The sequence below is a fragment of the Paraburkholderia sp. NPDC080076 genome, from assembly GCF_050281145.1.
GTDB lineage: Bacteria > Pseudomonadota > Gammaproteobacteria > Burkholderiales > Burkholderiaceae > Paraburkholderia.
Genome location: NZ_JBNNWQ010000002.1, coordinates 1026241 through 1044827 on the forward strand (window position 1 = coordinate 1026241; position 18587 = coordinate 1044827).

The 18587-nt window shown below is 63.1% G+C and carries 16 protein-coding genes; 10 read left to right on the forward strand and 6 right to left on the reverse strand.

The window, feature by feature from the left end; translation table 11 throughout:
• Positions 1–19 precede the first annotated feature (19 nt).
• The 10 genes from ahcY (at position 20) to ACQKRQ_RS11985 (ending at position 11806) form a co-directional block, all read left to right on the forward strand.
• Complete coding sequence (gene ahcY, locus ACQKRQ_RS11940) at positions 20–1441, forward strand: adenosylhomocysteinase (RefSeq protein ID WP_427477074.1); 1422 nt, start codon at positions 20–22, stop codon at positions 1439–1441.
• Between the two features lie 140 nt (positions 1442–1581).
• Entirely contained in the window at positions 1582–1935 is a 354-nt protein-coding gene (locus tag ACQKRQ_RS11945) for a phage holin family protein (protein WP_427477177.1), read from the forward strand.
• A gap of 11 nt (positions 1936–1946) precedes the next feature.
• A complete protein-coding gene (metF, locus tag ACQKRQ_RS11950; protein ID WP_132376631.1) occupies positions 1947–2777 on the forward strand; it encodes a methylenetetrahydrofolate reductase [NAD(P)H] in 831 nt (276 codons plus the stop codon).
• Positions 2778–3040: 263 nt separating this feature from the next.
• Positions 3041–4684, forward strand: a complete 1644-nt coding sequence (locus ACQKRQ_RS11955; RefSeq protein ID WP_408312416.1) for an ABC transporter substrate-binding protein — start codon at positions 3041–3043, stop codon at positions 4682–4684.
• A gap of 242 nt (positions 4685–4926) precedes the next feature.
• Positions 4927–6555: an ABC transporter substrate-binding protein gene (locus ACQKRQ_RS11960; RefSeq protein WP_132376633.1), complete on the forward strand. Its 1629-nt coding sequence runs from the start codon at positions 4927–4929 to the stop codon at positions 6553–6555.
• 138 nt (positions 6556–6693) lie between these two features.
• A complete protein-coding gene (locus tag ACQKRQ_RS11965) occupies positions 6694–7704 on the forward strand; it encodes an ABC transporter permease subunit (RefSeq protein ID WP_091798153.1) in 1011 nt (336 codons plus the stop codon).
• A gap of 6 nt (positions 7705–7710) precedes the next feature.
• On the forward strand, positions 7711–8628 hold the full coding sequence (locus tag ACQKRQ_RS11970) for an ABC transporter permease subunit (protein WP_106284839.1): 918 nt from the start codon (positions 7711–7713) through the stop codon (positions 8626–8628).
• A 1-nt stretch (position 8629) separates the two neighbouring features.
• Positions 8630–9634, forward strand: a complete 1005-nt coding sequence (locus ACQKRQ_RS11975) for an ABC transporter ATP-binding protein (RefSeq protein WP_427477077.1) — start codon at positions 8630–8632, stop codon at positions 9632–9634.
• Positions 9631–10650, forward strand: coding sequence for a peptide ABC transporter ATP-binding protein (locus tag ACQKRQ_RS11980; protein WP_132376635.1), 1020 nt, complete (start codon positions 9631–9633; stop codon positions 10648–10650). Before ACQKRQ_RS11975 ends, ACQKRQ_RS11980 begins: the two co-directional genes overlap by 4 nt.
• Entirely contained in the window at positions 10643–11806 is a 1164-nt protein-coding gene (locus tag ACQKRQ_RS11985; RefSeq protein ID WP_132376636.1) for a TraB/GumN family protein, read from the forward strand. The genes ACQKRQ_RS11980 and ACQKRQ_RS11985 overlap by 8 nt, the downstream gene beginning before the upstream one ends.
• A 107-nt stretch (positions 11807–11913) precedes the next feature.
• Here the strand turns inward: ACQKRQ_RS11985 and ACQKRQ_RS11990 are convergent, their stop codons facing one another.
• The 6 genes from ACQKRQ_RS11990 to pxpB form a co-directional block, all read right to left on the reverse strand.
• On the reverse strand, positions 11914–13749 hold the full coding sequence (locus tag ACQKRQ_RS11990; protein WP_427477079.1) for a tetratricopeptide repeat protein: 1836 nt from the start codon (positions 13747–13749) through the stop codon (positions 11914–11916).
• A 214-nt stretch (positions 13750–13963) separates the two neighbouring features.
• Positions 13964–14920 (reverse strand): DUF979 domain-containing protein, encoded by a 957-nt coding sequence (locus ACQKRQ_RS11995; protein ID WP_408234765.1) that lies wholly within the window; start codon positions 14918–14920, stop codon positions 13964–13966.
• Complete coding sequence (locus ACQKRQ_RS12000; RefSeq protein WP_132376639.1) at positions 14917–15666, reverse strand: DUF969 domain-containing protein; 750 nt, start codon at positions 15664–15666, stop codon at positions 14917–14919. The genes ACQKRQ_RS11995 and ACQKRQ_RS12000 overlap by 4 nt, the downstream gene beginning before the upstream one ends.
• Positions 15667–15918: 252 nt before the next feature.
• Positions 15919–16671, reverse strand: coding sequence for a 5-oxoprolinase subunit PxpA (pxpA, locus tag ACQKRQ_RS12005; protein ID WP_408176456.1), 753 nt, complete (start codon positions 16669–16671; stop codon positions 15919–15921).
• Between the two features lie 100 nt (positions 16672–16771).
• Positions 16772–17824: a biotin-dependent carboxyltransferase family protein gene (locus tag ACQKRQ_RS12010; RefSeq protein WP_427477081.1), complete on the reverse strand. Its 1053-nt coding sequence runs from the start codon at positions 17822–17824 to the stop codon at positions 16772–16774.
• Positions 17821–18474 (reverse strand): 5-oxoprolinase subunit PxpB, encoded by a 654-nt coding sequence (pxpB, locus tag ACQKRQ_RS12015; protein WP_132376642.1) that lies wholly within the window; start codon positions 18472–18474, stop codon positions 17821–17823. The genes ACQKRQ_RS12010 and pxpB overlap by 4 nt, the downstream gene beginning before the upstream one ends.
• Positions 18475–18587: the final 113 nt, after the last annotated feature.

Below are 18587 nucleotides of genomic sequence, written 5' to 3' on the forward strand. Positions count from 1 at the left end.
TCTTAGAAAGGAGGGCGTGATGAACGCCGCAGTTATCGATTCCAAAAATTCCCAGGATTTCGTTGTTGCCGACATGTCGCTTGCCGACTGGGGCCGCAAGGAACTCAACATCGCCGAGACGGAAATGCCCGGTCTCGTGCAGACGCGCGAAGAGTACAAGGCGCAGCAGCCGCTGAAGGGCGCGCGCATCGCAGGTTCGCTGCACATGACGATTCAAACCGGCGTGCTGATCGAGACGCTGACCGCGCTCGGCGCGGACGTGCGCTGGGCATCGTGCAATATCTTCTCGACGCAGGATCATGCCGCCGCGGCGATCGCCAAGGCCGGCACACCGGTGTTCGCGTTCAAGGGCGAATCGCTCGACGAGTACTGGGAATTCTCGCACCGCATTTTCGAATGGCCGAACGGCGAATTCGCCAACATGATCCTCGACGACGGCGGCGACGCCACGTTGCTGCTGATCCTCGGCTCGAAGGCTGAAAAAGACCGCTCGGTGATCTCGAAGCCGACCAACGAGGAAGAAGTCGCGCTGTACAAGTCGATCGAGCGTCATCTGGACGCTGACCCGACGTGGTACTCCACGCGCCTCGCACACATCCAGGGCGTGACGGAAGAAACCACGACCGGCGTGCACCGTCTGTATCAGATGGAAAAAGAAGGCCGCCTGCCGTTCCCGGCCATCAACGTCAACGACTCGGTCACCAAGTCGAAGTTCGACAACCTGTACGGCTGCCGTGAGTCGCTGGTCGACGGTATCAAGCGCGCGACCGACGTGATGATCGCGGGCAAGATCGCCGTGGTTGCCGGTTACGGCGACGTGGGCAAGGGCTGCGCGCAATCGTTGCGCGGTCTCGGCGCGACCGTGTGGGTTACCGAAATCGATCCGATCTGCGCGCTGCAGGCGGCGATGGAAGGCTACCGCGTCGTGACGATGGAATACGCGGCGGACAAGGCCGACATCTTCGTGACGGCAACCGGCAACTACCACGTGATCGGCCACGACCACATGAAGGCGATGCGTCACAACGCGATCGTCTGCAACATCGGTCACTTCGACTCGGAAATCGACGTGGCGTCGAGCCGTCAGTACGAGTGGGACAACATCAAGCCGCAAGTCGACCACATCATTTTCCCGGACGGCAAGCGCGTGATCCTGCTGGCTGAAGGCCGCCTCGTGAACCTGGGTTGCGCGACCGGTCACCCGTCGTTCGTGATGTCGAATTCGTTCACGAACCAGACGCTCGCGCAGATCGAACTGTTCACGCAAGGCAAGAAGTACGAGAACAAGGTGTACGTGTTGCCGAAGCATCTGGACGAGAAGGTCGCACGCCTGCATCTGGCGCGCATCGGCGCGAACCTGACCGTGCTGTCGGACGATCAGGCCGGCTACATCGGCGTCGACAAAAACGGTCCGTTCAAGCCGAACCACTACCGCTATTAAGCGCGCTGCAGGCGGTTTGACAGCATGACAGTTTGACGACAGGGCGGCGCATCATGCGCCGCTTTGTTCGCCATGCCCGCCTGCCGCTCTCCGTTGCGCGCTTTTTCCCGTTATCGGACATCCTGCCAAAGGAGCTCTACATGACCGTGCTGCTGACCTGGCTGATCAACGCGCTTGCGCTCCTGATCATCACCCACCTCGTGCCGTCGATTCATATCCGCAGTTTCGGCACCGCATTGATCGTCGCGGTGGTGCTCGGGTTGATCAACACGATCCTGCGGCCATTGCTGATTCTGCTGACGCTGCCCGTCACGATTCTCACGCTCGGACTCTTCATTCTGGTGGTCAATGCGCTGTGCTTCTGGCTGTGCGCGTCGCTGCTGAAGGGCTTTGAAGTGTCGGGTTTCTGGTCGGCGTTCTTCGGCTCGATCCTGTACAGCATCGTTTCGTGGCTGCTGTCCGCGCTTATTTTTGGCAACCGCAGTCTCGGTTGACCCACTGAATCATGAACCCGATCGAACTTTCATTCGAATTCTTCCCGCCTAAAACGCAGGAAGGCGTCGACAAGCTGCGCGCCACACGCGCCCAGCTCGCCACGCTCAAGCCCAAGTTCGTGTCCGTCACGTTCGGCGCCGGCGGCTCGACGCAACAGGGCACGCTCGATACCGTCGTCGATATGGCGAAGGAAGGGCTCGAAGCGGCGCCGCACGTGTCGTGCATCGGCTCGTCGAAAGAGAGCCTGCGCGCTATTCTCAACGAATACCGCGCGCATGGCATTCGCCACATCGTCGCGCTGCGCGGCGATCTGCCGTCCGGCATGGGCGAAGTCGGCGAGCTGCGCTATGCGTCGGAACTGGTGAGCTTCATTCGTGCCGAGTTCGGCGACTGGTTCTGGATCGAGGTGGCCGGCTACCCGGAATACCACCCGCAGTCGCGCTCGCCGCGTCACGATCTGGAAAACTTCGCCCGCAAGGTGAAGTCCGGCGCCAATTCGGCGATCACGCAGTACTTCTTCAACGCGGACGCGTACTTCCGTTTCGTCGACGACGCGAAGAAGCTCGGCGTGGATGTGCCGATCGTGCCGGGCATCATGCCGATCACGAACTTCTCGCAACTGATGCGTTTCTCGGAGATGTGCGGCGCTGAAGTGCCACGCTGGATCGCGCGCCGCCTGGAGAGCTTCGGCGACGACCGCGAGTCGATTCGCGCGTTCGGGCTGGATGTGGTGACCGACCTGTGCGGGCGTCTGATCGACGCCAAAGTGCCGGGTCTGCACTTCTACACGCTGAACGGCGCCGCAGCGACCAAAGCGATCTGCGAACGGTTGGGCGTTTAAGCTCCTATCACGTTGTCGAGACGAAACCGCGCGGCTGACGCAGCCGTGCGGTTTTTTTTCGCGCCACAAATGCCATGCGAGCGTCAGGCGAATGTAGCCGGAATGACCAATCCGACGCTGGCACAATCGTCGCAACGGCTGCTGCGTCGCAACAAACACGCCTGCCCGACCCAAGCTTGCGGCGCGTAAGCCCGCATTGAACCCGATTTTTGTGCTGTCTATGATCAAAGCGCAGCTGACGTGGCTGCTGTGCGGAGAACGTGATGACGGTATCCAAGTTGCTGTTTGCAGTTCGCCAAACCTGCCTTCCGGCGTTGAGCGTCTGTGCGGTTCTGAGCGCCGGGTTTTCGCCCGCCGTCGCCGACGCGGCCAAGCTGCCTGACAAGACCCTCGTGTTCTGCTCCGAGGGCAGTCCGGCGGGCTTCGACAGTGCGCAATACACCACCAGCGTCGAGTTCAGCGCGGGGTCGTACACGGTCTACAACCGCCTGATCGAGTTCGCGCACGGCAGCACGGATATCGAGCCGGGTCTCGCCGAGAAATGGGACGTGTCGCCGGACGGGCTGACCTATACGTTTCATTTGCGCCACGGCGTGAAGTTCCAGACCACGGCGTTCTTCAAGCCGACGCGCGAATTCAATGCGGACGACGTCGTCTTCACCTATCAGCGCATGCTCGATCCGGAGCAACCGTTCCGCAAGGCGTACTCGGTGCCGTTCCCGTATTTCACCGATCTGGGCCTCGCCAAGAACATCACGAAGGTCGAAGCGGTCGATCCGTACACGGTGCGTTTCACGCTGAAGGAAGTCGACGCACCGTTTTTACAACAGATCGCGATGCCGTTCGCCTCGATTCTCTCGGCGGAATACGGCGATCAGTTATTGAAAGCGGGTAAAGCGTCGGATATCAATCAGTATCCGGTCGGCACCGGTCCATTTATTTTCCGCAGCTATACGAAAGACGACACGATTCGCTTCGACGGTAATCCCGACTACTGGAAGCCGGGCGTTGTCAAAGTCGGCAAGCTGATATTCGCGATTACCGTCGATCCGGCCGTGCGTCTGCAGAAACTGAAACGCGGCGAATGCCAGGTGATGTCGTATCCGCGTCCCGCCGATATTCCGACGGTGAAAACCGATGCGTCGCTCGTCATGCCGAACGAGGTGGGTTTCAACCTCGGCTATATCGCCTACAACACCACCAAAAAGCCGCTCGACAACGTGCTGGTGCGCCGCGCGCTCGATATGTCGATCAATAAGAAAGCGATTATCGAGTCGGTGTATCAAGGCGCGGGCCAGGCGGCGACCAACCCCATGCCGCCGACCCAGTGGGGCTACGACAAGAATCTGAAGGACGCCCCGTACGACACCGAAAAAGCCAAAGCGCTGCTGAAACAGGCAGGTTATCCGGACGGCTTCGATTTGACGCTGTGGGCCATGCCGGTTCAACGGCCTTATAACCCGAATGCGCGGCTGATGGCGGAAATGCTGCAATCCGATTGGGCGAAGATCGGCGTCAAAGTGAAGATCGCCACCTTTGAATGGGGCGAATATATTCGCCGCGGCCATGCCGGCGAGCATGAAGCCATGCTGATCGGCTGGACCGGCGATTATGGCGATCCGGATAACTGGCTCGGCGTATTGCTGGGCTGCGACGCGGTCAACGGCAGTAACTTTTCCAAATGGTGCTACAAACCTTATGACGATTTGATCAGAAAGGGCCGTGGCACGACCGCTCTGCCTGAGCGCACCAAGGCTTATACGGAAGCCCAGGAGATTTTCAAGGATCAGGTTCCGTTCACGCCGATCGCCCACTCCACGGTCTATCAGCCGATTAGCAAGAACGTCACGGGCTTCAAGATCGACCCGTTCGGCCCGACGCAATTCATGAATGTGGGTCTGAAATAAGGCCCGCGGGCCGTTTTTTGCTGAGACGACCCTCTAAAGCCGCATGCTCCGGCCAGCGCCGGCGTGCGGCGGCCCTTATGCCCGAATGGTTTCCGATCGTCCACGCTGCGTGGGATCGGAGTAACCGGCAAAGCGGTAACTCCGATCGACACACCTGGAATTTCCTCCGCTTGGTGCTGTGAGCCAAGCTCAAGTAATATCGCGCTACGCCGGCGGGAGCCGGCCACGAACCTGGAGGAAACATGAAGCAAAACAATCTGTTGCGCGCCGCGCGTGTTACGACGCTCGTCGCAGCTGCAGCGGCATCGATGGTGGGCGCAAGTGTCGCCCGCGCTGAGATTCCGAACAAAACCCTGGTCTACTGCTCAGAAGGCAGCCCTGCGGGTTTCGATCCTGCCCAATACACCACGGGCACCGATTTCACGGCTAATACGTTCACGGTCTACAACCGTCTCGTCGAATTCGAACGCGGCGGCACCAAGGTCGAACCGGGCCTCGCCGAAAAGTGGGACGTGTCCGCGGACGGCAAGACGTACACGTTCCATCTGCGTCATGGCGTGAAGTTCCAGACCACCTCGTTCTTCAAGCCGACGCGCGAATTCAATGCGGACGACGTCGTGTTCACGTTCCAGCGCATGCTGGACCCGAACTCGGCCTTTCATAAGGCTTACCCGGTTCAGTTCCCGTACTTCACGGACATGGGCCTCGACAAGCTGATCACCAGCGTCGAAAAGGTCGATCCGTACACGGTCAAGTTTACGCTGAAGGAAGTCAACGCGCCGTTCATCCAGAATCTGGCAATGGAATACGCGTCGATTCTCTCGGGTGAATACGGCGACCAGTTGATGAAAGCCGGCAAGGCCGCCGACATCAACCAGTTCCCGGTCGGCACGGGCCCGTTCATCTTCCGCAGCTACACGAAGGACGCGACGATCCGCTTCGACGGCAATCCGGATTACTGGAAGCCGAACACGGTGAAGATCTCGAAGCTCATCTTCTCGATCACGCCGGACGCCGGCGTGCGCGTGCAGAAGATCAAGCGCGACGAATGCCAGGTGATGAGCTATCCGCGTCCCGCCGACATCGCGCCGCTGAAGGCTGAAGCGAACATCGCGATGCCGTCGCAACCGGGCTTCAACCTCGGCTACCTCGCGTACAACGTGACGCACAAGCCGGTCGACAAGGTCGAAGTGCGTCAGGCGCTCGACATGGCGATCAACAAGAAGGCGATCATCGACTCCGTGTACCAGGGCGCGGGCCAGGCTGCCACGAATCCGATGCCGCCGACCCAATGGTCGTACGACAAGAACCTGAAGGGCGCGTCTTACGATACCGACAAGGCCAAGGCCCTGCTGGCGAAGGCTGGCTACCCGAACGGCTTCGACATCACGCTGTGGGCGATGCCGGTGCAACGCGCGTACAACCCGAACGCCCGCCTGATGGCGGAAATGATCCAGGCCGACTGGGCCAAGATCGGCGTGAAGGCGAAGATCGTCACGTATGAGTGGGGCGAGTACATCAAGCGCGCTCACGCAGGTGAGGACGACACGATGCTGATTGGCTGGACCGGCGACAACGGCGATCCGGACAACTGGCTCGGCACGCTGCTCGGCTGCGAAGCGGTGAACGGCAACAACTTCTCGAAGTGGTGCTATAAGCCGTTCGACGACCTGATCCAGAAGGGTCGCGTCACGTCCGATCAGGGCGCGCGCACGACGGCTTACATGCAGGCGCAGCAGATTTTCGCGCAACAACTGCCGTTCTCGCCGATCGCTCACTCCACGGTGTACCAGCCTGTCAGCAAGAAGGTGGTGGACATGCGCATCGAACCGCTCGGCTACGCGCGTTTCGATGGCGTCAGCATCAAGTAATTCGTCAAGCTAGTCGTAAAATTCGCGCAGTACGCTTTTCGCACGGTTAGAAAACTGGTCGAAATGGTCCGGCGACCGGGGTCACGAGCCCTCGTCGCCGGTTGCGTTTTTTCTTCACCAAGACCATAGGGACGAACCATGTTCCGCTTTGTTTTGCGCCGCATCGGCATGGTGATTCCGACCTTCATCGGCATCACGATCCTCGCGTTTGCGCTGATTCACCTGATACCGGGCGACCCCATCGAAGTGATGATGGGCGAGCGCGGCGTCGATCCCGCCATGCACGCCGCCGCGATGCACCGGCTCGGGCTCGACGAATCCTTGCCGATGCAGTACGTCCACTACATCGGACGCGCGCTGCACGGCGACCTCGGCACCTCGATCATCACCAACACAAGCGTGATGGGCGAATTCCTCGCACGCTTTCCCGCTACCGTCGAACTGTCGATCTGCGCGATGCTGTTCGCGCTGATCGTCGGCTTGCCGGCGGGCGTGTTCGCGGCGTTGCGGCGCGGCACGGTGGTCGATCACGGCGTGATGGGCACGGCCCTGACAGGCTACTCGATGCCGATCTTCTGGTGGGGCTTGATCCTCATCATGGTGTTCTCCGTGAAGCTCGGCTGGACGCCGGTGTCCGGCCGCATCGCGGTCGAATACGACATTCCGCACGTGACCGGCTTCATGCTGATCGACGCGATGATGTCCACCGACGAAGGCGCGTTCAAGTCCGCGCTGAGCCATCTGATCCTGCCGGCCATCGTGCTCGGCACGATTCCGCTGGCGGTCGTCGCCCGCATGACGCGCTCGTCGATGCTCGAAGTGCTGCGTGAGGACTACATCCGCACCGCGCGCGCGAAGGGCTTGTCGCCGGGGCGCGTGATCGTCGTGCATGCATTGCGCAATGCGCTGATTCCGGTGGTGACGGTGATCGGTCTGCAGGTCGGCACGCTGCTCGCGGGCGCGGTGCTGACCGAGACGCTGTTTTCGTGGCCGGGTATCGGCAAGTGGCTGATCGACGCGATCGGCCGGCGCGACTATCCGGTAGTGCAGGGCGGTATCCTGATGATTGCCACGCTGGTGATCGTCGTGAACCTCGTCGTCGATTTGTTGTACGGCGTGCTGAATCCGCGCATCCGCCATACGAGGTGAACCGAAATGGCAGACATTCAAAATACAGTCCCCCAGTCGGTCACTCCTCCGAGTGGCCGCGCTATCGCCGCCCGGGAATTCTGGGCGAATTTCTCGCGTAACCGTGGCGCGGTCAGCGCCGGCGTCATCGTGCTCGTGCTGATCTTCATCGCGATCTTCGCGCCGTTGATCGCGCCGCACAGTCCGATCGAGCAATACCGCGACTTCGTGAAGATTCCGCCCGCATGGCTCGAGGGCGGCAACTGGAAGTTCATTCTCGGCACCGACGAAGCGGGCCGCGACATCCTTTCGCGTCTGATGTACGGCGCGCGGCTGTCGTTCTGGATCGGCTTCGTCTCGGTGGTGCTCGCGTTGATTCCGGGCGTCGTGCTCGGTCTGATCGCGGCCTTCTTCGAGAAGTGGGCCGACACGCCGATCATGCGCATCATGGACGTGCTGCTCGCGTTGCCGTCGCTGCTGCTCGCCGTCGCGGTGGTGGCGATCATCGGTCCGGGTCTCGTCAATACGATGCTGGCAATCGCGATCGTCGCGCTGCCGGGCTATGTGCGTTTGACGCGCGCATCGGCGCAAGGCGAGTTGCAGAAGGAGTACGTGACGGCCTCGCGCGTGGCGGGCGCCGGCACCTTGCGTCTGATGTTCTCGCAAGTGCTGCCGAACTGCACCGCGCCGCTGATCGTGCAGGCCACGTTGGGTTTTTCGTCGGCGATTCTCGACGCCGCGGCACTCGGCTTTCTCGGCCTCGGCGTGCAACCGCCGTCGGCGGAGTGGGGCGCGATGCTGGCCTCGGCGCGCGATTACATCGACAGCGCCTGGTGGATCGTCACCATGCCGGGTCTGTCCATCCTGATCTCGGTGCTCGCGATCAATCTGCTCGGCGACGGGCTGCGCGACGCACTCGATCCCAAACTGAAAAGGATGGCCTGACATGAGTACCTTATTGACCATCCGCAATCTGGCGGTGAACTTCAACGGACTGCCCGCTGTCGACCGGATCAACCTCGATGTCGCGCCGGGCGAAGTGGTCGGCGTGGTCGGCGAATCGGGCTCGGGCAAGAGTGTGACGATGATGGCGCTGATGGGCCTGATCGACGCGCCGGGCATCGTGACCGCCGACGAAATCACCTTCAACGGCAAGAGCCTGCTGAAGGCGTCAGCGAAGGAACGCCGCAAGATCATCGGCAAAGACATCGCGATGGTGTTCCAGGACGCGCTCACCAGTCTGAATCCGAGCTACACCGTCGGTTATCAGATCAAGGAAGTGCTGAAGCTGCATGAAGGCTTGCGCGGTAGTGCGCTGGACAAGCGCGCGCTGGAACTGCTCGATCAGGTCGGCATTCCCGACCCGAAAGGCCGCATTGGTTCGTTTCCGCATCAGATGTCGGGCGGCATGAACCAGCGCGTGATGATCGCGATGGCGATTGCCTGCAACCCGAAGCTGCTGATCGCCGACGAGCCGACCACCGCGCTCGACGTGACGATCCAGGCGCAGATCATGGAGCTGCTGATCAAGCTGCAGAAGGAACGCGGCATGGCGCTCGTGCTGATCTCGCACGATCTGGCCGTAGTGTCCGAGGTCGCGCAACGCGTCGCGGTCATGTACGCTGGCGAAGTGATCGAGACCAACCGCGTGCCCGACATCTTCGCCGCGCCGCATCATCCGTACACGGAAGCGTTGCTGGCGGCGATTCCCGAGCACAATGTCGGCGCCGTGCGGCTCGCTGCATTGCCGGGCATGGTGCCGGGTCGCGACGATCGTCCCAAAGGATGTCTGTTCGCGCCGCGCTGCAAGTATGTGGTCGACGACTGCATGAAAGCGCGGCCCGCGCTCGCGCCGATGCAAGGTCACGCTGAAGTGGCGCGCGTGCGCTGCATCAAACCCCTGAACCTGAGCGGCGACGCCAACGTTCACACCCATGGAGGCGCACGATGAACGCAGTACTCGAAACGCGGCGCCAGTCGGACCATGCGGGCGATCACGTGTTGGTCGCGGAGCAATTGGCGCGCTACTACACGGTCAAGCGCGGCATGTTCGCGTCGGGCACGGTGAAGGCGCTCAACGGCGTCTCGTTCGCGCTCGACCGCGGCAAGACCTTGGCGGTGGTCGGCGAATCCGGCTGCGGCAAATCGACGCTCGCGCGTCAATTGACCATGATCGAAGCGCCCACCGCGGGCCGTCTGCTGATCGACGGTGAAGACGTGGCCGGCGCCGATCACGCGAAAATCGCGGCGCTGCGTCGGCGCGTGCAGATGGTGTTCCAGAACCCGTTTGCCTCGCTGAATCCACGCAAGACCGTCGAGCAGACGCTCGGCGAGCCGCTTGCGATCAATACGCAACTAAGCGTGACCGAGCGCGCCGAACGGATCGCGCAGATGATGCGCACCGTCGGCCTGCGTCCGGAACATGCGAAGCGTTATCCGCATATGTTCTCCGGTGGTCAGCGCCAGCGCGTGGCGATTGCGCGCGCGATGATTCTCGACCCGCAGATCGTGGTCGCCGACGAACCCGTGTCGGCGCTCGACGTGTCGATCCAGGCGCAGATTCTGAATCTGTTCATGGATCTGCAGGAGCAGTTCAAGACCAGCTACGTGTTCATCTCGCACAACCTCTCGGTGGTGGAGCATATCGCCGACGACGTGATGGTGATGTACTTCGGCGGCGTGGCGGAGCTCGGCGACAAGAAGCGGATTTTCTCGAACCCGCGTCATCCGTACACGCGCGCGCTGATGTCGGCCACGCCGTCGATCTTCGAGGCGGATCGCACGATCAAGATCAAGCTGCAAGGTGAAATGCCCTCGCCGCTGAATCCGCCGTCGGGTTGCACGTTTCATCAGCGCTGCCCGTACGTGATCGACCGCTGCCGCAGCGAAGAACCGAAGCTGCGCGAAGTGGATGGCCGCCAGGTCTCGTGTCACCGCGCCGAGGAGGTGGGGGACGTGGATGCCTGATGGGTTGGCGGCGCGTCGTCTTACGCGCCGCTTGCGTGATGGCGGCCTGAATGCTGCTTTCACGCGGCGCTGGAGGGCGCGTGCACTGACCGGTGCCGCGCTCTTCGGCGTTTGTTCCGTATTTCATCCCGGCGTCGGGCCGATCGGCGTCGCGCATGCCGCCGGGGCGGCCGCCAATGCACCCGCGCAGGCGGGGCGTCCGGCGCTCCCGGTGCCCAACATGCCGGCGCCGCCACGCACCAGTTTGCCGGGCCTCAATCCGCCGCCCGTTGCGCCGCCTGCCTTGCCGGGCACCACGGCGAGCGGCCCGGTGCGCGCGCAGCCTGCGCGCATGCCGTTCTATGTCGCGACACGCGGCACGACCACCATCTACGTGCTGGGCACGCTGCATGTCGGCGATCCCGCCGACTACCCCGCCAATCAGCCTTTCCGCGCACCGATCCTCGGCGCACTCGCCGCCTCGCCGACGCTGGCGCTCGAACTGTCACCCGACGAACTGCTGGTTTCGCAAGACGACGTCTCGAAGTACGGCGTCTGCCGGCGCGACTGTCTGCCGGGATTGCTGCCTGAGCCTTTGTGGCACAAGCTGGCCCTCCGGCTGCACGGCAACCCGGCGGCGCTCGACGCCATCAAGAAGATGCGGCCGTGGCTCGCTTCGTTGCTGGTCGAAACCTACGATTCGCTGAGTGCCGGCCTGCAGACTGAGTACGGGTCGGAAGCGCAACTGCAAAACGTCTATCTCCGCACGCGCGGCAAGATCGTCGGTCTGGAGACGTTGTCGCAGCAGATGCGCGCGTTCACGGGGCTGTCGCTCGCGCAGCAGCGCGAGATGCTGGCGCAGGATCTGGTGCAGACGCCGGCGGAAAACGTCGCGGATGTGCGGACCTTGCACCGTCTGTGGCGCGTGGGCGATGCGGATGCGATCGCCGCCTGGCAGGCCGCGAAATCCGAAAAACTGGCCCGCGACAAACGCATCTCCGATTCGATCGACAACAAGATCGTCTACGACCGCAACCGCCGCTTCGTTTCGCGGATGCTGCTGATCGCCGCGCCCAACAAGCCGGTTTTCGTGGCGATCGGCGCGTTGCATCTGGGTGGCCGCAAAGGCGTGCTGCAGATTTTGCGGCAGCACGGGTTTGTGGTGGAGGCGGGTTGAGCTTCATCGCAGCCCGGCACGAGATCTACGCAGCGACTCAAACGTCCTAAACCGTATCGGCCGTTCGGCCATCACGGAACCGGCATCTGAAGCGCCCAGTCCGACGCTCACGTGTGCCGCAAACTGCTCGCGGCACACGCAGCCATAGCGGCCTTTAGCGCTTCGGTCACTTCCTTGACCACCGGCGCCCAATCCCCCAGCGCCGCCTGCCGGAACAACCTCATCCCCGGATACCACGGCGAGTCGCGGCGCGATTCCAGCCAGCGCCAGTCCGAATTGGCGGGCAACATCAACCACACCGGCTTGCCCAATGCGCCCGCCAGATGCGCGACGCCGGTGTCCACGGCGATCACCAGGTCGAGATTCATGATCAACGCGGCCGTGTCTTCGAAACTGTTCAATTCGGCGGTGAAATCGTGGGCACGGAAAGCCGGCGGCGCGTCGGCCAGTTGCGCATGCGCCGGGCCTTTCTGCAGCGCGTACCAGGCGACGTAGTCCGACTCGCTGAGCACACTCACGTCGGTAAGCGTCATCGAACGATAGCGGTCGTTGCCGAATGTAGGACTGCCGGCCCAGACGAGGCCCACCTTGCGCTTCGATTTGTCGGCCGCGCCGAGCCGTTTGCGCCATGCCTTGATCTTCGCTTTATCGGCGAACAGGTAGGGCACGTCTGCGGGAATGTCGGAGAGATCCATGCCGATGCACGACGGCACGCTCATCATCGGTACCCAGAAATCGTATTCGCCGTCGGGCTTGCCGCTGAATGCGCGATGCACGCCCGCGATCCGTTCGACCAAAGGTAGCAGCGGTTCGCGCACGCACAGGTCGACCGTCGCGCCGCGTTGGGCGAGCACGCTTGCAAAGCGCAGGAACTGGAAGTGGTCGCCGAAACCCTGCTCGCCGACCAGCAGCAGACGACGTCCTTCGAGCGGCTCGCCATGCCATTCGGCCACGCCCGGCACCGCGATTGCGTCATAGTCGCTCTTGCGCCAGCGCAGCGCGAATTCAGCCCAGCCTTGCCGATAGTCACCGCGCTTGAGCAACAGCCACGCGAGATTCTGATGCGCGTCGGCGTAGTGCGGATCGAGTGCGAGCGCCCGGCGGTAAAAACCTTCCTCTTCGTCCAGCCGGCCTTGCGCACCGAGCGATCCGCCCAGACACACGAGGTGAGCCGGAATCGGTTTGAGTGCGACCGCATGCCGGTAATGCGCTTCGGCGCCCGCGTAGTCGCCAAGCTTACCGATCAGGCTGCCCAGATTGACGTGCGCCTCCGCATAATTCGCACGCAGCGCCAGCGCCCGCTCGAAGCTGGCGATCGCCGCGTCCTGGTCGCCACGCGCTTTATGTGCATTGCCCGCGTTGAAGTGCGCTTCCGCCGATGTCGGATCGAGCGACAAGACCCCGCGATAGCACGCCAGGGCTTCGTCGAAACGCGCGAGTTTGCTGAGCGCCGTGCCGAGATTCAAATGCGCGTCGAGCAGCGTGGGGTTCGAGGCCAACGCCAACCGGTACTGTTCGATCGCTTCGTCCAGGTCTCCGTGCGCTTGCAGTGCGACGCCGAAGTTGTTGTGCGCGTCGGCGAAATCAGGTTGGAGTTGCAGCGCCTGGTCGTAGCAGATCATCGCTTCGTCGAGATGGCCGAGCGCGGCGGCCACGAGTCCTCGGTTGCTCCAGCAGGCGGCATCGTGACGGTCGAGTTTGAGCGCGCGGCTCATCAGGCTGGCGGCGGCGTCGTGATCACCGCGCTGGTATTGCAGCACGCCGAAGTAGTGCAGCGCTCCCGTATGGACGGGATCGAGCACGAGGGCTTCGCGATAGAGGGATTCGGCGGCGTCGAGCCGGTTGGCCTGATGCGCTTCGAGCGCGGCGTCGACCAATGAGGCGAGGTAAGCGGCGTGCGGCGGTTCGTTGCGCGCGCGATCAGACTGGGATTGATGTTCCATGGAATCTGCGGGAGAGCGTCGGCGGCGCGCGCTGCGCGTACCGGCGCGTGTGGATGGGAGAGCGTCCAGCATCGTATGGTCGCCCCCCATTTCCCGACGATCGGACGCATCCTAATTCGGTTGCATCCGTGCCGTGCAGTGAGTCCATTTCACCGACGTATCGCGGAGATATCCTGCGATACGTCGGCGTTTCTTCACATCAACGGTAAGAGTCCTACAGAAACATCAGGAAATTCAACAGCAAGATATTCACGATGAGCAAGGTCAGCGCGGTCGGTATCTGCACCTTGATCACCGCGTTCTTGTCCGGCAATTCCAGCAGCGCGGCCGGCACCATGTTGAAGTTCGCGGCCATCGGCGTCATCAGCGTGCCGCAGTAGCCGGAGAACATGCCGATCGCGACCATCACCGCCGGGTTGCCGTGAAACACGCCCACCAGAATCGGCACGCCGACACCGCCGGTCATCACCGGGAACGCGGCGAAGCCGTTGCCCATCACCATGGTGAAGAGCGCCATGCCGATGCAGTACACGGCCACCGCGATGAAGCGATAGTCGAGGCTGATGTAGGCCGTCGTCACGTGTGCGACGGCCTTGCCGACGCCTGCGTCCGAGAACACGAGGCCGAGCATGCCGAGCATCTGCGGCAGCACGGCGGCCCATGACAGCGCATCGACCAACCGGCGCGTTTCCTTCATCGACTGGCCGACGGTGTCGCGCGTCATCACGCAGGCAATCGCGAGCGCGATCACGCAGCCGATGCCGAAACCGATCAGTGTGACGTTGGCCTTCTCGATCAGCGGCATGCCGCCGAACACCAGATGGCTCGCCGACAGCGTGATGATCACGGTGACGACCGGTATCGTCAGCGCGGGCACGAACAGCTTGTTACGCAGACGCGCGGCGCTAGCCTTACGCGCTTCGAGCGACAGCACTTTCGGCTTGCCCGCGGTCACGCCGCCGAAGCCGGCAATCAGCGCCATCACGATCACGAGCACACCGACCACGGCGGGCGGCAGCTTGTCGCCGATCAGGAAGATCAGCGCGTAGAGAATCCAGAAACCGCCGGCGGTAAAACGGCGCGGGTGATCCTTGTCCGTGACGATCATGCCGCCGACAACCAGCAGCACCACGCCCAGCAGCCAGAACAGATAGGTGATCGTGAGCGTCATGCTTTGTCTCCTGCGGCGGATTGCGTCGACGAACCAGCGACGTTGCTCGCCGGGGCATTGCCGCGCAGTTCGCGCTCGAGCTTGCGGTCGAGCAGATACAGACGGAAACCGTGAATGATGAACGCGCAGATGGCGGTCGGAATGCCCCACACGGCCACGTGAATCGGCTCGACGATGATCCCCGCTTCTTTCAGGAAGGTGGTCATCAGCACGATCGCGCCGAACGCGACGAAGATGTCCTCGCCGAAGAAGAGGCCCACGTTGTCGGTCGCCGCGGAGAACGCGCGCAGTTTGAAACGCACCGCGTCGCTGATCTTGCCGAAGCGGGTTTCGGTCGCGCCTTCGGCCATCGGCGCGATCAGCGGACGCACCATCTGCGGATGGCCGCCGAGTCCGGTCAAACCGACCGCCGCGGTCAGCTCGCGCACCAGCAGATAGACGATCAGGAGACGCCCGGCGGTGGCGGCCTTGATGCCGCCGATCCATGTTTGCGCGCGCTCACGCAGACCATGCCGTTCGAGCAAACCGATCACGGCGAGCGGCAGGAGAATGATCAACGGGATATTGCGGGTCTTGATGAAACCGGTGCCGATCTCGGCAAGAATCTTTTCAGGCGGGAAGTGCGCGGCCAGGCCGGTGATAATCGCGGCGACCGCCACGATCAGCATCGGATTGAACCGTAATAAAAAGCCGACGATGATGACGGCCACGCCAATGAGCGGCCATAGACTAACTGTTGTCTGCATCTGGATCTCCAAACAGGGTTTCAACCTCGCCGCTTGTGACGGCTAACGTGGGCCGGCGCCGGGTGGTCCAGACGCCGTCTTGCTGCCACGGCTCTTGATGGCCGCGTTTGCTTCGAACTACACCTGCACCCGCTGATCGACTACGGGTACTGCAATGCGTCGTGTACCTGGCAAACGCCCCGCGTGGAGCGGGGCGTTGCAAGGAGCACCAGGTTTGAATCGCGCTGTCCGTCCCGCGGTTCGGCCGGCGCTTCAGGCGCGGGCGGCGCCGGCCGCGTGGACTTCGATGCCCGCTTCCTGCAGCGCGCCGCGAATGCGTCGCGCGAACGCCAGCGCATGCGGACCGTCGCCATGCAGGCAGATGGTCTGCGCGTTCAGCGACACCCATTGACCGTCCACAGCCTGCACGCGTTGCTCGCGAACCATTGCGAGCGTGCGCGTCAGCACTTCGTCTTCGTCGTCGAGCAACGCGCCGGGTTCTTTGCGCGGCACCAGCGAGCCGTCCGCGCGATAGCCGCGATCGGCGAAGACTTCTTCGACGGCAACCAGACCCGCGTTGCGCGCGGCCGTCACGAGACCGCTGTTGGCGAGCGCGAACACCGCCACCGACGGATCGAAATCGTGCACCGCCGAGACGATCGCGTCGGCGATCTTGTTGTCGCGCGCGGCCTGGTTGTACAGCGCGCCGTGCGGCTTGACGTGCGCGATGCGCCCGCCTTCGGCCTGGGCAATCGCCGACAGCGCGCCGAGTTGATACAGCACGCCCGCATAGATGTCGTTGGCCGGCAGATCCATTTCCTTGCGACCGAAATTCTCCGGATCATTGAAGCTCGGATGCGCGCCGATCGACACGCCTTTCTGCACCGCCCAGCGCACACAATCGCGCATCGCGTTGGCGCCGCCCGCGTGCCAGCCGCACGCGATGTTCGCCGAGCTGACCAGGTCGAGCAGTGCCTCGTCGGACCCGCAACCTTCGCCGAGATCGGCGTTCAAATCGATTTCCATGGTGTTCCTCTGCTCTTCAAGAAAACGCCGGGCCGCCCCAAGTTTTCTTGGGGCCCCCTTGCGGGGCCGGCGCGAAGCGCCAGGTTGGGGGCGCTCATCGTTACAGTGTTGCGACGGCCGCTTGCCGCGCGCAGCGTTCTTCGTGCATCGCGATCGCGGCGTCGATCTGCCGCAAATACGTACGTTCTTCCAATAAGGCCTGACGTGCCTCGTAAGGCGTCGTCGGGATGAAGCGGACGGCGGCGTTCAGGCGCACCTGCGCGAGCTTCCACAGATCGGCCTGAATCACCGCGCCGATCTTCGGATAGCCACCGGTGGTTTGCGCGTCGCTCATCAGCACGATTGGCTGGCCGTTCGGCGGCACCTGAATCGTGCCGGGCAGCACCGCGTGCGAAAGCAGATCGGTTTTCCGGGTCCGCTTGAGCTCGTTGCCCGCGAGGCGGTAGCCCATGCGGTTGCTGTTCGGCGTGACGAGCCATTCATCGGACCAGAACGACTCGTGGGCTTCATCGGTGAAGCTTTCGTATTCCGGTCCGCGCAGCACGCGGATCGGCACGGCCCACGGCACGCCCGACGGATGACGGCCGCGCCGCAGCGGCTCGTGAACCAGCACGAATTTGCACCAGGCGGGCGCCTTCACGCCGAACTCCGGCGCCTCCGGCGTAAAGCCGAGATGGCCGCGCTGCGGCGGCGCGCCGATCGGCAGGCGGTCGCCGTCGCGCAGCGCGCGCCCGCCGAGTCCGCCGAAATGACCGGCGAGATCGGTGCTGCGCGAGCCGAGCATCGGTAAGACGTCGACGCCGCCCGCCACGCACACGTAGCCGCGCATGCCGCGCTTGGCCGCATTGAGCACCAGTTCCTGGCCGGCCCGCACCGGCAGGCTCCACCACGAGTAGACCGGCTTGCCGTCGAGTGTCGCGCCGAATTCCGTGCCCGTAATAGCGACCCGCGTGGCGCGCAGAAAGCGCAGCACGGTCGGGCCGAAGGTGATTTCCAGACCCGCCGCGTCGGGCCGGTTGCCGACCAGCCGGTTGCCGACTTCGAGCGACAGACGATCGAGCGCGCCACCCATCGCGACGCCGAGATGCCGGTAGCCGTGACGGCCGAGATCCTGAATCGTGGTCAAGAGACCCGCGCGAATCACATCGATCATGCGTGTATCCCCGCGATGGTGAAGCGCACCCGGTCGCCCGGCTGCAGCAGCGTGGGCGGGCGGCGCGCCGGGTCGAACAGCGGCAGCTCGGTGCGGCCGATCAACTGCCAGCCGCCGGGCGAAGTGGCCGGATAAATGCCGGTCTGTTCGCCGCCGATGCCGACGGACCCCGCCGGCACTTCCAGCCGCGGCGATGAACGGCGCGGCGTGTGCAGCGCGGTTTCGAGCCCGCCCATATAGGCGAAGCCTGGCTGGAAGCCGAGAAAGAACACGACATACTCGCCCCGCGAATGACGTTCGACGACCTCGCGCACGCTCAAGCCCGTGTGATTGGCGACCGCTTGCAGATCGGGGCCGAACTCGCCGCCATACTGCACCGGAATCTCGACTTCACGGCCGGGCGCGGGCGCATCGCTCACCGCATTCCAAGCCGTCTGCAGGTGGCTCACCAGCGCGTCGCGGTCGGCCTCGAGCGGATCGAAGACGAGCGTGAGGTTGTTCATGCCCGGCACCACCTCCAGCACGTGCGGCCAGTCGCGCGCGGCCTCGGCGGCCGCCCACACGCGCTGCTGGCATTCCAGCGTGGCCGGCGGCGGCGCTTCGCAGACTAGTGCGCTATCGCCGAGCGGAAAAATTCTTGGTTGGCTCATGGATTAACAGCCCAGGTCGAGTCGATGGATTCGGGCACAGCACACCCTTTGAACGGTTAACGGCATCGGGCAGGCGACGGTTGAAGCGTACATTATCAATAAAATATCAACAA

Bases quoted from the DNA above. Each gene is read 5' to 3' on its own strand.
- ahcY (WP_427477074.1), top strand. From the start codon at position 20: ATGAACGCCGCAGTTATCGATTCCAAAAATTCCCAGGATTTCGTTGTT.
- ACQKRQ_RS11945 (WP_427477177.1), top strand. From the start codon at position 1,582: ATGACCGTGCTGCTGACCTGGCTGATCAACGCGCTTGCGCTCCTGATC.
- metF (WP_132376631.1), top strand. From the start codon at position 1,947: ATGAACCCGATCGAACTTTCATTCGAATTCTTCCCGCCTAAAACGCAG.
- ACQKRQ_RS11955 (WP_408312416.1), top strand. From the start codon at position 3,041: ATGACGGTATCCAAGTTGCTGTTTGCAGTTCGCCAAACCTGCCTTCCG.
- ACQKRQ_RS11960 (WP_132376633.1), top strand. From the start codon at position 4,927: ATGAAGCAAAACAATCTGTTGCGCGCCGCGCGTGTTACGACGCTCGTC.
- ACQKRQ_RS11965 (WP_091798153.1), top strand. From the start codon at position 6,694: ATGTTCCGCTTTGTTTTGCGCCGCATCGGCATGGTGATTCCGACCTTC.
- ACQKRQ_RS11970 (WP_106284839.1), top strand. From the start codon at position 7,711: ATGGCAGACATTCAAAATACAGTCCCCCAGTCGGTCACTCCTCCGAGT.
- ACQKRQ_RS11975 (WP_427477077.1), top strand. From the start codon at position 8,630: ATGAGTACCTTATTGACCATCCGCAATCTGGCGGTGAACTTCAACGGA.
- ACQKRQ_RS11980 (WP_132376635.1), top strand. From the start codon at position 9,631: ATGAACGCAGTACTCGAAACGCGGCGCCAGTCGGACCATGCGGGCGAT.
- ACQKRQ_RS11985 (WP_132376636.1), top strand. From the start codon at position 10,643: ATGCCTGATGGGTTGGCGGCGCGTCGTCTTACGCGCCGCTTGCGTGAT.
- ACQKRQ_RS11990 (WP_427477079.1), bottom strand. From the start codon at position 13,749: ATGGAACATCAATCCCAGTCTGATCGCGCGCGCAACGAACCGCCGCAC.
- ACQKRQ_RS11995 (WP_408234765.1), bottom strand. From the start codon at position 14,920: ATGACGCTCACGATCACCTATCTGTTCTGGCTGCTGGGCGTGGTGCTG.
- ACQKRQ_RS12000 (WP_132376639.1), bottom strand. From the start codon at position 15,666: ATGCAGACAACAGTTAGTCTATGGCCGCTCATTGGCGTGGCCGTCATC.
- pxpA (WP_408176456.1), bottom strand. From the start codon at position 16,671: ATGGAAATCGATTTGAACGCCGATCTCGGCGAAGGTTGCGGGTCCGAC.
- ACQKRQ_RS12010 (WP_427477081.1), bottom strand. From the start codon at position 17,824: ATGATCGATGTGATTCGCGCGGGTCTCTTGACCACGATTCAGGATCTC.
- pxpB (WP_132376642.1), bottom strand. From the start codon at position 18,474: ATGAGCCAACCAAGAATTTTTCCGCTCGGCGATAGCGCACTAGTCTGC.